Source organism: Chitinivibrionales bacterium, assembly GCA_014728215.1.
GTDB lineage: Bacteria > Fibrobacterota > Chitinivibrionia > Chitinivibrionales > WJKA01 > WJKA01.
Map to the genome: position 1 here is coordinate 17,605 of WJLZ01000072.1, position 15,337 is coordinate 32,941.

Annotated in this window: 13 protein-coding genes; 8 read left to right on the forward strand and 5 right to left on the reverse strand. The window is 50.8% G+C overall.

The window, feature by feature from the left end; all coding sequences use genetic code 11:
• The first annotated feature begins 62 nt into the window (after positions 1–62).
• Both GF401_05175 and GF401_05180 read left to right on the forward strand, forming a co-directional pair.
• Complete coding sequence (locus GF401_05175) at positions 63–1,682, forward strand: hypothetical protein (GenBank protein MBD3344434.1); 1,620 nt, start codon at positions 63–65, stop codon at positions 1,680–1,682.
• A gap of 8 nt (positions 1,683–1,690) precedes the next feature.
• Entirely contained in the window at positions 1,691–1,900 is a 210-nt protein-coding gene (locus GF401_05180; GenBank protein MBD3344435.1) for a hypothetical protein, read from the forward strand.
• Between the two features lie 33 nt (positions 1,901–1,933).
• On the opposite strand, the gene GF401_05185 is transcribed toward GF401_05180, so the two are convergent.
• From GF401_05185 to GF401_05205, 5 genes are all read right to left on the reverse strand, one after another.
• Complete coding sequence (locus tag GF401_05185; GenBank protein MBD3344436.1) at positions 1,934–2,698, reverse strand: ATP-binding cassette domain-containing protein; 765 nt, start codon at positions 2,696–2,698, stop codon at positions 1,934–1,936.
• Entirely contained in the window at positions 2,695–3,510 is an 816-nt protein-coding gene (cbiQ, locus tag GF401_05190) for a cobalt ECF transporter T component CbiQ (protein MBD3344437.1), read from the reverse strand. Before cbiQ ends, GF401_05185 begins: the two co-directional genes overlap by 4 nt.
• A 24-nt stretch (positions 3,511–3,534) precedes the next feature.
• Complete coding sequence (locus tag GF401_05195; protein ID MBD3344438.1) at positions 3,535–4,575, reverse strand: cobalamin biosynthesis protein CbiM; 1,041 nt, start codon at positions 4,573–4,575, stop codon at positions 3,535–3,537.
• A 142-nt stretch (positions 4,576–4,717) separates the two neighbouring features.
• The gene (locus GF401_05200) at positions 4,718–6,574 is read right to left on the reverse strand and encodes a GNAT family N-acetyltransferase (GenBank protein MBD3344439.1); all 1,857 of its coding nucleotides are present in this window, start codon (positions 6,572–6,574) and stop codon (positions 4,718–4,720) included.
• A gap of 7 nt (positions 6,575–6,581) precedes the next feature.
• Positions 6,582–8,681 carry a CoA-binding protein gene (locus tag GF401_05205; protein ID MBD3344440.1) on the reverse strand — a complete coding sequence of 700 codons (2,100 nt, stop codon included), beginning with the start codon at positions 8,679–8,681 and terminating at the stop codon, positions 6,582–6,584.
• 191 nt (positions 8,682–8,872) lie between these two features.
• On the opposite strand from GF401_05205, the gene GF401_05210 reads away from it, so the two are divergent.
• The 6 genes from GF401_05210 to GF401_05235 all read left to right on the forward strand — a co-directional run bounded on the left by GF401_05210 (position 8,873) and on the right by GF401_05235 (position 14,805).
• Positions 8,873–9,523, forward strand: coding sequence for a redox-sensing transcriptional repressor Rex (locus GF401_05210; protein ID MBD3344441.1), 651 nt, complete (start codon positions 8,873–8,875; stop codon positions 9,521–9,523).
• Positions 9,524–9,777: 254 nt separating this feature from the next.
• Positions 9,778–11,568: a hypothetical protein gene (locus GF401_05215; GenBank protein MBD3344442.1), complete on the forward strand. Its 1,791-nt coding sequence runs from the start codon at positions 9,778–9,780 to the stop codon at positions 11,566–11,568.
• Positions 11,569–11,583: 15 nt separating this feature from the next.
• Positions 11,584–12,294, forward strand: coding sequence for a 2Fe-2S iron-sulfur cluster binding domain-containing protein (locus GF401_05220; protein MBD3344443.1), 711 nt, complete (start codon positions 11,584–11,586; stop codon positions 12,292–12,294).
• Positions 12,295–12,306: 12 nt separating this feature from the next.
• On the forward strand, positions 12,307–12,846 hold the full coding sequence (locus tag GF401_05225) for an NADP oxidoreductase (GenBank protein MBD3344444.1): 540 nt from the start codon (positions 12,307–12,309) through the stop codon (positions 12,844–12,846).
• 19 nt (positions 12,847–12,865) lie between these two features.
• Positions 12,866–14,320 carry a Ni/Fe hydrogenase subunit alpha gene (locus GF401_05230; protein ID MBD3344445.1) on the forward strand — a complete coding sequence of 485 codons (1,455 nt, stop codon included), beginning with the start codon at positions 12,866–12,868 and terminating at the stop codon, positions 14,318–14,320.
• A 17-nt stretch (positions 14,321–14,337) separates the two neighbouring features.
• Complete coding sequence (locus tag GF401_05235) at positions 14,338–14,805, forward strand: hydrogenase maturation protease (GenBank protein ID MBD3344446.1); 468 nt, start codon at positions 14,338–14,340, stop codon at positions 14,803–14,805.
• Positions 14,806–15,337 lie beyond the last annotated feature (532 nt).

A 15,337-nucleotide genomic window follows, 5' to 3' on the forward strand; every position in this document is an offset into this window, starting at 1 on the left:
GAGCACCTCGGGACAGGTGGAGTAATGGGGAATTAGTTTTTCTCAAAGAAAGGAGTTGTTACATGAAAGTATTTGTATCCTGTAAACTTGAAAAACAAGGTTTAGACAAACTGGAGTCTCATCCCGATATCGAGGTCCTTTCCATACCCAGGCCCTCGAATGAAGAGCTGATTGACTCGATTGCCGACAGCGACGCCGTTATTATCAAGAGTAATGTCAAGCTGAGCGCGGATATTCTCGAAAAAGCGGGGAAACTTTCGATTATCTGCCGTGCCGGTGCCGGGGTGGATAATATCGATATCAGGAAAGCGACCGAACGGGGAATTCCGGTTACCAACACACCGGGTCTCAACAGCAATTCGGTGGCCGAGCTGGTGTTCAGTTATATCCACAATCTCTACAAGAATATCGCCCGTTACGATCTCACGACGAAAAACGGAGGATGGGAGAAAGGAACGTTTGTAATCAACGAGCTTCGGGGAAAATGTATCGGCATTGCCGGTCTTGGTGCAATCGGCCGCCGGGTGCTTGAGAAGGCCAAAGGGTATCATATGAATATCAGAGTATTCGATCCCTTTGTTTCTCAAACCATGGCCAGGGACCTGGGAGTCGAACTTATTCCCGAAATCTCCGGGTTATTCCGGTCGTGTGATATCGTGACACTTCACATGCCCTCAACGGCAGAGACAAAAGGATCGATCACCAGCGACATACTGGCATCCATGAAAGAGAATGCGATCTTTATCAACACGGCCCGGGGGACCCTCCTTGCAGACAATGCTCTTGAAGACGCCATGATGGAGCATGCGACCCTCAGGGCGGGTATCGATGTTTATCATTCTGAAAGGGCCGGAGAAAAGGCCCTGGCCCGGTTCGGCGACCGCGTGATCATGACTCCTCATATAGCCGGAAACTCCTCTGAAGGTCAGGTGGAGATCGCCGAATGCGCCGCGGACATGGTTATCGATGCCTTAACAAAGAATAAACTCCGCAACCTGGTCAATTTTGTCACGATTCCCGAAGAACTCGATCTGGCCTATCTCGATCTGGCCGAACACCTGGGTCTGACCGCCGCATCGTTCACCGAACACAAGGGACAGCTCGAAGAGATCCGGATCACCTGCTACGGTAAGCTCAATCAGTTTACCGAAATTCTGGTCAAGCCGGCTATCCAGGGTGCGCTGTCGCTCTTTCTCGATGAAGACATTACCATGATCAATGCGGAAAAGAAAGCCCGGGACCAGGGTGTGAATATCGTACTTCGCTCCCCCGACAACACTAAGGGCTACAGTCAGTCAATCACGGTCGACACGGTGGTCCGGCGGGAGCATTTCTCCGCCGAAACCTCGGTGCGAGGCAAGCTTATCGAGGGCGAACCCGCGATTATCCGGATCGATGATTATCACGAACTGGGTATTACCCCCACGGCCAGCCAGACATTTTTTATCTACGACAACAAACCCGGCGTCATCGGCGCCATCGCCACCATGCTGGGGAAGGAAAAAATCAATATCGCCAACATTCTCGCCCGTCAGGATGTGCGGGAAGCCCGGAAACAACTTCTCGCGGTCAGCACCTGTCAACCGGTCTCACAAGATCTGACCCGTAAAATCGCCCAACGGGCCGAGGATATTGCCGGGGTGAAAATGTATGAGGGAATTGTGGTGGAGTATGGAGGATGATGTAAAGTATGAATCTTCACGTCGAAACACACAGCGGCTACAAGGCGGATGAATATCCAGTCCGTTTTTTTATCGACAACGACAAATTCGAGGTACTCGAAGTCGAAGACCGCTGGTATGAACCCGACAGTACCTATTTCAAGGTTTTTGCCGATGACTGCAGGAGATATATACTGAAAAAGACAAAGGAAGACGGGTGGGAAATCCGGAGAATTTGATGAAGGATTGTTCAAACAAGTGTGCGAACACCTTCAATCCCCTCTTCCCCTCTCACCGCACACCGGGCACCCCTGCATTCGCAGCGGTTTTTCGAGGCCGTTTGCATGAAGTAAATCGACATCGGCCATAATTTCTTTCGTGGGGCCATCGGCGGCGATTTTGCCTTCAGAGACCACCAGAGTTCGCTCGCACATGTCAAGGGCCATGTCGAGATCGTGGGTGGCGATAATTTTAGTGTGTTCGAACGTTTTAAGCAGGCGGATGAGATTTCGCCGGGCATGAGGGTCGAGGCCCGATGAGGGTTCATCCATGACGAGAATACTGGGTGACATGGAAAGAACCGAGGCGATTGCGGCGCTCCGTTTCTCCCCCGCCGAGAGTTTGTAGGGCGGACGGTCTTTCAGTTTCACCGCTTCCACCCGCGAAAGGGCCATCGTTACCAGGCGGTCAACTTCATCGGGAGGAAGGCCGAGATTGACAGGCCCAAAAGCGACATCTTCGTAGACCGTGGGCATGAAAAGCTGATCGTCGGGGTCCTGAAACACCATCCCGACAGTCCTGCGTACTTCCGGCAGAAGTTCTTTGGTGATCGGGTATTCACCGATACGCATCTCACCCTCTGATGCATGAAGAAAACCGTTGATATGGAGCAGAAGGGTCGATTTTCCCGCACCGTTTCTCCCGACGACCGCAACCGATTCTCTGTGAGTAATACGAAAGGAGACATCGTGCAATCCGGGAGTGCTATCGGGATAGGTAAAAGACAATCCGCGCGCTTCGACAATATGATGACTCATGATAATACCGCCTTCATAAAGAGTTCTCCGATCAGGACCGGAATATTGTAGAGTCTGAACCCGATAAAGAGTGCGGGCCAGCCAAGACAGAACAGCAGATCGCCGAATGTCCATCTGGTTGCATGGGCGGTACCGAACTGTCCGGTAAAGCCGCGGCACTTCATGGCCATATAGACCCGCTCCCCCCGGCTGAGAGAGCGCAAAAGTAAACTTCCCGCCAGGCTGCCGAAGGTGGAAAGACCGATCTTTTTCAATCCCACGCCCCGAAGAGAATGGGCGCGTACCATCCGGAGTGTTTCTTCGATAAGAACATGAATATAGCGGTACAGAAGCATCAGTTGCATGACAAATACCTGTGGAACTCTCAGCCGCTCCAGGGCACGGCAGAGCGTGAAAAAACCGGTGACCGCAATCAAGGCAAGGGCAGTGCCGACTGTCAGGAAAAACCGGATCAGAATCGACACAAAGGAGAGCCAGCCCGCTGATATGACAACCTTTTCGGTAAGCGCTACCGTATGGGGATCGAAAAGGGGATTGAAAATGCCGATCATGATTGCAAAGGGCGCAACAAAAAGAATCCGCCGTAAAAGATAGCCCACCGGCAAGGAGCCCAGGGTGATGAGCATCAGGGGATAGAGCACAAAGGGCAGCAGCGAGACCGTATGATACCGGGGGAATGACATGAGAATGGTGATATAGACCACCGAGACGATTAGTTTTGCCTGGGGATTGATCCGGTGGACCGGAGAGCTACGTCCGGCAAGACTGTCGAGATAGCCGATATCGAGCTGTGCGCTGAGGAGTTGACTCATCGGATAACGCTGTTCAGAAAAAAGTTATGCAGAGCGGTTTGCCGATTTCCGGTGGAAAATAATTCCTGCTGCCAGGGCGAGAAGCAGGGTCAGGGCCGCGCCGATGATTCCTGCAACACTGGCGCCCGGATCCACCGCCGGCCAGGACTCTTCAGCCGGTCCGCTCTCTTCGGCGCCCGACTGCCGGAACCCGTAGCCGGGAAGAAAAGCGAGCTTTTCCTGCAGCGACTCCAGCACACCGTAGACCGGGCTGGGTGACTCCGGATGGACCTCTTCCCGACCGGTGGTTTTCGCAATCGCCCATTCCAGCCCGTCGGGGTCGGCCGATGCAAACCAACTCAGGGCACCACCGATAACCGCGGCGACAACAACAAGGGCAAGAACGATCCGCTGTATCGACCAGCCGTTCCCCTTCTGTTCACCGGCAGCCGGAGCAACGATATCCGGACGGGCCCGGGCGACAAATACCACCACCGCAGCGGTAACGATTCCCTCAACAAGCCCGATCGCCAGATGGATCGGCTGCATGACCAGCGAAAAAGTGCCGAAAGGCAGGGATGATATCCCGGAAAAAACGGTTTGAACCACCACCGCAAAGGCTCCTGCCTGAAGGGCAACAATCGATGACAGCACTGAAGCGGCGATGATTCTTCCCCGGGAGCCGCTGTTTCCTGCCAGAGGTTTATAGATAAAGGGATAGGCCACAAAGGCCGGGAAAAAACCGAGATTGAAGATATTACAGCCCAGAGCAAGCAACCCGCCGTCGGCAAAAAAGAGCGCCTGAATAACCAGCACCGATGCGATGGTAATCATGGCGGCCCACGGCCCCAGAAGGACCGCGAGAATCATCCCTCCTCCCAGATGACCGCTCGATCCGGTACCGGGAATGGAAAAATTAATCATCTGTGCGGCAAAGATAAACGCGCCGGCGACTCCCATAAGCGGAACCTTCTTCTCATCCAGCTCCCCATTTACTTTCCGCGCCGACACGGCAATCAATCCCGCACTCGCCGCCCACAGTGCCCCACCCACCGCAGGACTGACCAGGGCATCCGACATATGCATAAACCATCCTTTGTTGATAGTTGAAAACGCAGTGTTACAAATATAACTTATGTGCTACGAAAGTCGAAAGCGATGCTCCGGGCTTGGTGTGGAAGTGTCGAAGGAGCTTTTATCTCTCTTTCTTCTGCCTCAGCCTTGTCAATCACCTGAAATCATAGGAAATAACATACGTATCTTCTTCCCGGTGAGTGGAAACCTTGTATCCCGAGTTATGGAACACCGAGAGCATGCTGTGGTTCTGGAGCAGGACGCTGGCCTCGAAGCCTTTGACGCCCCGTGCGATTGCAACTTCGGTAAGCATATCGAGCAGGTAGGTACCCACGCCTTTGGCCTGCCAGTCGTCTCTGACCATAAAGGAGACTTCGGCACGGTTGGTGGTCTGATTGAGATAGTAGCGACCTACGCCGATGATATGTTCGCCACCGGTTTCCTGTACCAGGGCCGCGATTGCCATGTCTTTGGAGAAATCGACATTGGCGAATTCCTGTATGAATTTATGGGGAAAAGCCTTGAGCGGTTTGAAGAAACGGAAGGCGATCGATTTTTCGGAACACTTGTAAAGCATATCCCGGAGCATGGTTTCATCGGTAGGCTTGACCGGTCTGAAAAAAAGCTCGGTGCCGTCACTAAGCGGCTTCCGTTTTTCGAATTCCCGTGGATACTTTCTGCTGTGGGAAGGCATCTCTTTCTGATCGGGAAAGATGTATTTCCGCTGTTTGGCTTCCTTGAGAATATCGTTTCTGAAATCGGGATGGGCGATTTCGGCGAGGGAGATGACACGCTGGCGGATACTTTTTCCGAAAAGGTACGCAACCCCGTACTCGGTGACCACATAGTGGACATCCCCGCGGGTGGTTACCACCCCGGCGCCTTCGGTAAGCGTTGGTACGATTCGGGAAATGGCGCCGTTTTTTGCCGTTGAAGGCAGTGCGATGATCGCTTTCCCTTCCTTGGCCCGGGCAGCGCCCCGGTTGAAATCGACTTGTCCGCCGATACCGCTGTAGAAATCATAGCCGATAGAGTCGGAACACACCTGGCCGGTCATGTCTACCTCGATTGCCACATTGATCGCTACCATCCGGTTGTGCTGAGCGATCACGAAAGGATCATTGACATATTCGGAGGGCCTAAAATCGAACATCCGGTTCTCGTGAATATAATCGTAGAGCTTCCGGGTGCCGTAACAGAAACTCGCTACCACCTTTTCCCGGTTGATCGATTTCTTTTTGCCGTTAATGATACCATCTTCGATAAGCGGAATGATAGCATCGTTAAACATCTCGGTATGAATACCGATATCGTTTTTATCCTGGAGATATTTGAGTACGGCCTGGGGAATATTTCCGATCCCCACTTCAACCGTGGAACCGTCATTGATCAAAGAAGCGACATTTTTGGCAATGGCATCAACGGTTTCATTGGTTTCAGGAAGCTGGTATTCGATAATATCCATATCGCTCATGACAATGGCATCGACCATATCGACCGAGATAAAGGAATCACCGAAGGTGCGGGGCATTTTATCATTCACTTCGGCAATGACCATCAGGCTGTTCTCCACCGCCGATTTGACAATATCCACCGATACGCCCAGGCTGAGATAGCCGTTTTTATCGGGCGGTGAAGTTTGAATCAGCGCAACATCGAGGGGGACTTTTCCGGTTTTGAAAAGGCGGGGAATTTCGGAAAGGAAAATGGGGGTATAATCGCCCCGTCCGCTGATAATGCCTTCCCGCACATTGGGAGCGAGAAAAAAGCTGCTGGTCCTGAACTTTCTGCTCTGTTCTTCGTGTATATAAGGAGCCACTCCCTGAGTAAGCAGATGATAGATTTCGGCATCGATTATATCGTTATTGGGACTGGCAAGCTCTTCAACCAGAAGCTGCGGCTGGCCGCACCCGGTACCGATAAAAATCCGGGGCCCGCCAGCATTGATCATGCGGATCGCATGCTGCGCGGTCATTATCTTTTTTTTATATACTTCTTCCCATGAAGCCATTGAGGCATTACTCCTTTGTTATGATTATTCGCGCATCAACCACCGATGCGCCTTCACCCTCATATCCCACTTTTAATGGATTAATATCGATCTCTTCAATTTCAGGAAAATCCATGACTAGTTGAGACATACGAACGATATTGTCGATTATTGCGCTGATATCCACCGACGGTTTTCCGCGTACACCGGTCAGTAATTTATAGGTTTTTGTCCGCTGAATCATCTGAAAAGCCTCTTCTCTGGTAACCGGCGCCAGACTGAAAGTCACATCCCTGAGCACTTCAACAAAGATACCACCCAGTCCGAACATAAGCATGGGACCGAACTGGGGGTCCTTATTCATACCCAGAATCACTTCCTGTCCTCCGGCGACCATTTTTTCCAGCAGCACCCCCCTGATTTCGGCGTCGGGCATCTTCCTGCCGATCCGCAGCATCATCAGCTCAAAGACGTCTTCGACATCCCCGCGGTCGTCAAGTCCGATCCGCACGCCGCCGACATCCGATTTGTGAAGAATATCGGGGCTGGATATTTTCATAGCCAGGGGATAGCCCAGCTGATCGGCAAGCCGTGTGGCTTCATCAACATCGGATGCAAGCATTCCCGGGGGCATGTCGAAATTGTAAGCCTTCATGATCGTCTTGGAATCGACCTCGCCGATCTCGTTCAATCCCCGGTTGCGATAGGCTTTGATAATTTTAATGACCGGATTCTTGTTGATCGCAAACCGCTCCACCACCCGCAGCGGACGGTTCTTGTAAGAATTGTAAAGAACCATCTCCCGCATCGCCCGGGCAGCGCGCTCGGGAATCGAATACTGAGGAATACGGTTTTCCTGAAGAATTTTGATCCCTTTACCGATCGTATCCCCGCCCATAAAACAGGCCATCACCGGTTTCCCGGCTTCGGCCGAAATCTCAACCATTGCCCGGGCAGTAGCAACATCCTCGGTCATCTTCTGGGGCGTCAGAATAACTAAAAGACCATCCACCGCATCGCTCGCCAGAAGGATTTTCATGGCGTCCCGGTACCGCTTGCCGTCGGCATCACCCAGAATATCCACCGGATTATGGGGCGAACCTGCCGAGGGCATAATTTTCAGGAGTTTGTCTTTGGTTTCCCGGTCGAGGCGGGTAACCGTGAGGCCGGCCATTTCAAGAGCATCCGACATCATGATCCCGGGCCCGCCAGCATTGGTCAAAATAGCCATCCGGTCACCCTTTGGAAGAGGCTGGTAGGCAAAGGCGGAAGAAACATCAAAGAGATGTTCGATCGAATCCACCCGCACAACACCGGTGCGCTCGAATGCACAGGCATAAGCGGCATCTGCTCCGGCAAGACTTCCGGTATGGGACGACGCAGCCTTGGCGCCCGACTGGGTCCGCCCGGACTTCAGAATAATAATCGGTTTCTCCTTGCCCACAACTTCGGCAACCCGCATGAATTTCTGGCCATGAGATATGTCCTCGAGATAGGCAGCGATAACTTTGGTGTTATTGTCCCTTTTCAGATTTTCAAGAAAATCGACTTCATCAACACAGGCCTTGTTCCCGATCGATGCGATTATCGAAAAACCGATCCGATTGCGTGCTGCCCAGTCCTGAATAGCCGTGATAAGCGCTCCCGATTGGGACATGATCGCAATAGAACCCGGCTCCCCCGCCGCCTGCCCAAAGGATGCATTCATCTTTGTCCAGGGATTGATCAATCCAAGACAGTTGGGCCCTAAAACGGTCATCTTGTTGGACCGGGCGATCTGGGCGATCTCCTGCTGAAGACGCTTTCCCTTGTCGTCACTCTCGGCAAAACCGGCAGTTATGATTATCAGCGATGAAATGCTTTTTTTCACACACTCCTGCATCACCGGAACAACACCATCGCGGGGAACCACAATAACCGCGCAATCTACATCACCATCAATATCAAGCAACGATTTGTAGCATTTAATATCGAGGATACTCTCGGCTTTTGGATTCACCGGGTAAATATTTCCCGAAAATCCGTCGCTCACAAGATTTTTCAAAACCGAAAAGCCGACTTTTGATTCATTTGCCGATGCTCCTACCACGGCTACCGACTGGGGAGCGAACAGCTTTTTGAAACTCATCACACTATCCTTTATTTTAAAACGGAGTATTTATATCCAATTTAGGACAAGAATGAAGCAATAATTCATGTCGTATCACATTGAGCATTAAATATAATTGCTGCGAACCATCCTTTTGCAGGTGCTTTTTATATATTTTTTGTTACCATATTTTTTGTTTCACCGGTGTCATAATAATTATTCTCAAGATTATGTTCGATCAGAAAAGCAGCAGTAAAATCCGAAATTGCATTCTCCGCCTTTCACGATATAAAAACGCCCTCTATCGTCTGAAAAAGATCGGCTTTGTCAAAGTTTTTTCTGATAATATCGCCGACGCCGCGGGTGAAACCGCAACCCAGGTCCGAAAGGATTTCTCGCTTTTCGGAATCATGGGAAGTAAACGGGGAGGATATCAAACCGATGACCTCACCGAAAAGCTGAATACGATCCTGGGAAAAAACGGCAACCAGAAGGTTATTATTATCGGCATCGGTCGGATCGGACGGGCCCTCATGGAATATGGGGCCTTTAAAAAGAGCGGTATCGACGTCGTCGCCGGATTCGATATCAATCCGCGAAAAATCACCGCCGAAGCTCCGGTTCCGATCTACCCCCTCAACGAACTGGAAACTTTTATCAGAAAAAACGACATCAGGATCGGAATCATCGCGGTGCCCTATAACGCCGCCCGCCAGGCTTTTGACATGATGATCGGTGCGGGAATCAAGGGCATTCTTAATTTCGCACCGATCCATTTCAAGGGCCCATCGGGCATCGTGGTCACTAATGTGAATCTTGAAGTCGAACTCGAAAATCTGATCTACTTTGTGAATGCCGAAGAACGGGCCGGTGACCTGTAAGCTGCTTTGCCATATCTCTTTATAAAACAATCAATTACAACTATTTTTACCATAAATTCGCTCCCCTTTCCAGCACTCTGGAAAGCAGCCGTAAACAGACGAGCCGCAGATATTGCGTTGCTTATTATTCAAAAATGCATAAATTATGCTCCTTTTATGTTCCTTTATGGAACAATAAATTATATTATAGAGGTTTAGGTCGGGTTATATATTAACTGTAATTATACAACATATAACAAAAGGTGTTTTCGCATATGGCAGACATTTCCGCAATTGTCAAAAAACACAACAGCGATCCATCACGCCTTATGGATATCCTTATTGATATTCGTATGGAAGACGGTTCGATTTTCAATGATGCTATTGATGCATTATCCCGGGAATTGGGAATATCAAAGGTTGATATTCAGCAGACAGTCTCTTTTTATCATTTTTTCTCAACCGAACCGGTGGGCAAATATGCAATTTACCTGAACGACAGTGCGGTTGCAACGATGAAAGGGCGCGAGCAGGTTGCCGCGGCCTTTGAAAAGGCCGCCGGTTGTTCTTTTGGAGAAGTTACCTCCGACGGTCTGATTGGTCTTCATACCACCGCTGATATCGGGATGAACGATCAGGAGCCCGCAGCATTGATCAACGGTGTTCCGTTCACCAATCTGACGCCCGAAAAGGCGGAGAGTATTGTTGCCGGCTTTAAGGCCGGAAAATCGATCCAGGACCTGGTTACCGACTATGGTGATGGCGCCAACGCATCGGACCTTGTCAAATCGATGGTCAACAACAATATCCGGAAGGGCGGTCCGGTGGTGTTTGCCGATTTCGAGCAGGGAAGTGCAGTGAAACAAGTGGTAAGTATAAGTCCCGAAGAAGTTATCAAGGAAGTGAAAGAATCCAATCTCCGCGGCCGCGGAGGCGCTGGTTTTCCCGCAGGAATGAAATGGGAATTCTGCCGTAAGGCCCAGGGTGATGCACACTATATTATATGTAACGCCGATGAAGGTGAGCCGGGAACATTCAAGGACCGGGTCATTCTCACCGAACGCCCGCAGCTTATGATTGAAGGTATGATTACCGGCGCGTACGCGGTGGGTGCGCAGGAAGGCATCATTTATCTCAGAGCCGAATACATGTATCTCAAGAATTATCTCGAATCCATTCTCGACGATTACCGTTCAAAAAACCTTCTGGGCAAATCCATTGCCGGCAAGGACGGGTTCGATTTTGACATCCGGATTCAGTTTGGCGCCGGCGCCTATGTATGTGGTGAAGAATCTGCGCTGATCGAATCTGCCGAGGGCAAACGGGGCGAACCCCGGAACCGTCCTCCCTTCCCGGTAACCCAGGGATATCTCAATCAGCCGACTGCGGTAAATAATGTTGAAACATTTTGCGCTGCAGCACGAATTGTGGTGAAGGGTGGTGAGTGGTACCGTAAACTGGGGACCGATCGGTCGTCGGGTACCAAGGTGCTCAGCATTTCAGGCGATTGCGAACAGCCGGGTATCTACGAAGTCGAATGGGGTTTGAGTGTTAAAGAGATGCTCGATCTTTGCGGAGTAAAGGATACCAAGGCGGTCCAGGTCGGCGGTCCTTCGGGAACGCTGGTACCGGCTGCGGAATTCGACCGTAAAATCGATTTTACCGATCTTCCCACCGGTGGATCGATCATCGTGATCGACAAGAGCCGGAATGTACTGGATATCGCCCGGAATTTCATCGATTTCTTTGCCGAAGAATCATGCGGTTCATGCGTCCCCTGCCGTTCGGGAACGTCACTGCTCAAAAGCAAATTTCAGAAAATTATGGATGGCCATGGTGTGGAAGCCGATCTCGATGAAATCCTTTCTATCGGTTCGGTCATGAAAACATCCAGCCGCTGCGGTCTCGGACAAACAGCCTCCAATCCGGTTGTCAATCTGGTGACCAATTTCCGGAGTGAATTCGATTCAGTCTTGAAAAAAGATACCGACTACGATACAGGATTTGATTTGGCGTCGGCTGTTGCCGATTCATGTGACTATTCCGGAAGAACTCCCAATCTTTAAAAAAGAGGTAATACAATGAGCGATACACTTACATTTACAATCGACGGAAAAGAGTGCACGGCCCGTCCGGGGCAGAATATTGTCGACGCCGCGAAGGAAAACGGCGTCTATATCCCGATACTTTGCCACTTTGAAGGGCTGACTCCTGCAGGGACCTGCCGTATCTGTACGGTCAAGGTCAACGGTAAATGCATGGCGGCTTGTACCACCGAAGTAGCCGAGGGCATGGCCGTTGAAAACGAAACACCGGAAATCAACGACATGCGGAAAGTAATCCTCGAGATGTTGCTTGTTGAAGGTAATCATTTCTGTCCTGCATGCGAAAAGAGCGGTGACTGCGAACTCCAGGCCATGGCTTACCGGTATAAAATCATGGCCCCCCGGTTCAAGTTTACCTTCAAACCCCGGAAACTCGATGCATCCAATTCCAAGCTCATCCTCGAACGGAACCGCTGTATCTTCTGTAAACGCTGTATCCGCGGCGTGCTTACCGAAGACGGCAAGCATGTGTTTGCGTTCACCAAGCGGGGCTCGGAAATCGATATCAATATCGACAAAGAACTCGCCGCCAAGATCACCGATGAGATGGCGCAGGAAGCAATGGACATGTGTCCGGTGGGATCGATAATCAGAAAAGAACAGGGTTTTGCAAAGCCTATCGGCGCCCGTAAATACGACAGCAAGCCGATTGGAAGTGACGTTGAATCCAAGGCAGTTAATAAATAATGGAGGAAATTCATGAGTAAACCTATCGTTGCAACGACATCATTAGCAGGTTGTTTCGGGTGCCACATGTCGATACTCGATATTGACGAACGTATCCTTGACCTTATCGAACTGGTCGAGTTCAATAAATCACCAATCGATGACATAAAAACATTTACCAAACAGTGTGACATCGGCCTCATCGAGGGCGGATGCTGCAACAGCGAAAACGTGCATGTTCTTCGCGATTTCCGCAAGAACTGCAATATTCTCATCGCAGTGGGCGAATGCGCACTCATGGGCGGCCTTCCCGCAATGAGAAACGGCATTCCCGTCAAGGAGTGTCTTGAGGAAGCCTATCTCAATTCACCGACTGTGGATGACAAGATCATTCCCAACGACAGCGAACTTCCCATGATCCTCGACCGGGTTTATCCCTGTCAGGACATCGTGAAGATCGATTATTATCTTCCGGGCTGTCCGCCCCGTGCGGATCTGATCTGGAATGCGCTCGTTGCCCTGATCAAGGGTGAAGAGATGGTATTGCCCTATGAAGTTGTTAAATTCGATTAACCCATAAAGCGAGGCAAACATGGCAAAGAAAATTACAATAGAACCCGTCACCCGGGTCGAAGGTCACGGTAAGGTGACAATTCACCTTGATGACAACAACAAGGTTTCTCAAAGCCGGCTTCATATCGTAGAATTCCGGGGCTTTGAGCGGTTTGTGCAGGGGCGGCCCTACTGGGAAGCTCCCGTGCTGGTTCAGCGGCTCTGCGGCATCTGCCCGGTCAGCCATCATCTTGCAGCAGCCAAGGCAATGGATGTTTTAGTTGGCGCAGGCACCGGTGACGGTCTCACGGCCACCGGTGAAAAAATGCGACGACTCATGCACTATGGTCAGACATTCCAGTCGCATGCACTCCATTTCTTCCACCTGGTCTCCCCCGACCTGCTTTTCGGTATTGACGGCGACCCGGCACTCAGAAATGTCATCGGCGTTGCGCTCAAGCACAAAGAGCTTGCGGTCCAGGGCGTCATGATGCGGAAGTATGGTCAGGAAGTCATCCTCCGGACCGCGGGGAAAAAGATTCACGGCACCGGCGCTATCCCCGGCGGGATCAATAAGAATCTTTCGATTGCAGAACGCGACGAACTGATCAATGGTTTCGGCGCAATGCCGGGTATCGAGAAGATGGTCGAGTGGTCGCAGGGCGCGCTCGCCTTTTTCAAAGATTTCCACAAGAAAAACAAAGCGATTATCGACGACTACGCAGAATTCCCGTCAAGCCACCTCAGCCTGGTTCGCAAAGACGGCGCGCTGGATCTGTATCACGGTGTTTTACGAGCGGTCGACGCCGAGGGCAAAAAGATCCTCGATGATATCGATTACCAGGACTATCTCGACTATATCGGTGAAGAAGTCCGGTCGTGGAGTTACATGAAATTCCCCTATCTCAAGTCGCTGGGCAAAACCAACGGCTGGTATCGTGTTGGCCCGCTCGCCCGTCTCAACACCTGTGATTTCATCGATACACCGATGGCACAGAAAGAGTTCGAAGCGTTTAAGGCCTATACCAACGGTAAACCGTCCAACAGGTCGATGCACATGCACTGGGCACGGCTCATCGAAACACTCCATGCCGCCGAAAAGATCAAGGACCTGCTCAACGATCCCGATCTCCAGAGTGACAACCTTGTTACCAAGGGAGAAAAGGCCTATCGCGGCGTCGGTCTCCTTGAAGCTCCGCGGGGGACCCTGTTCCATGAGTACCGGACCAACGAAGACGATCTCATTACCATGTGTAACCTGATCGTGTCTACAACCCACAACAACGAGCCCATGAACCGGGCAGTCAACTGGGTCGCGACAAATACCATCGATGGCAAGGCCGAAGTGACCGAAGGCATGCTCAACGGTGTTGAGGTTGCAATCCGGGCCTACGACCCCTGCCTGAGTTGCGCGACTCACGCGATCGGTAAAATGCCCCTCGAGGTCAGCATCTACGATTCCAATAACAGTTGTATCTCTTCGAAAAGAAAGTAGTAAGACCTCAGAAAGCTATGGCGAAAATACTCGTTTATGGATATGGAAACCCAGGCCGTTCCGATGACGGCCTGGGTGTTTTATTGGCGGAACGGATCGAAAAAGAAAGCCTTCCCGGTATAACGGTCGAAACCAATTACCAGCTCAATGCCGAAGATGCTCTCGAAATCTCACAGTACGATGCCGTGATTTTTGCCGACGCCTCCGAAAACGATATCGAGCCGTTCCGTTTCACCAAACTGCAACCCGAATATGAAGTCTCGTTCTCGACCCATGCCATGTCCCCCGGCTCGGTGCTCAAACTCTGCCACGAACTTTACCGGAGCGATCTTCCGGCATTTCTGCTCGAAATGAAAGGCTATGACTGGGCCATGGCCGAAGGCTTGAGTGAGAAGGCTGAAGAAAACCTGCAGAAAGCCTTCGCGTTTGCCCTGAAACGTTTAAAAGAAGGTTCTTTAGAGAGCCTGATTACAGCGGCGGGATAGAACAAGCTCGGGGATTTGCCTTAAAAGCCGGATAAAAAGCTGTTTACAGCGGGAGTCCCACTCCCCCCACCCCGGGCAACTTTCTTTCGGCAAAGGCACATGCCGGATTTTCAGGCCCTTTAGATTAGAACCGGTATGTCTGTAGAATCTTTTTGTATGAGGAAAGGGACTGCCGTCCCTTTACAACCCACGTTGAAAATGCTTATCGGTAGCTATGCATCCCGGGGATGCATAGATAGGACGATGCAGTTTCTATATGCCGCAGCTCAATCGACATCGCAAAACATAACGCTGATTACGCTGATCAAGCCGATATTCGCCGACCGGTAAGTAATAAATGGTACCTGTTCAAAATTAAGTTCCATACTACTCCATCGATCCAATAGTCCATCGATAATCAGCCCCATTAGCGCCATCGGCGTTCCATACTTATGTAATTCGGCAAATAATTTATTACATTATGAGAATTCAGTTTGATTCGCAAAGCGCTTTTAGTATATTCTTTATTATTGGAAGTTAACGGTTTTGATAC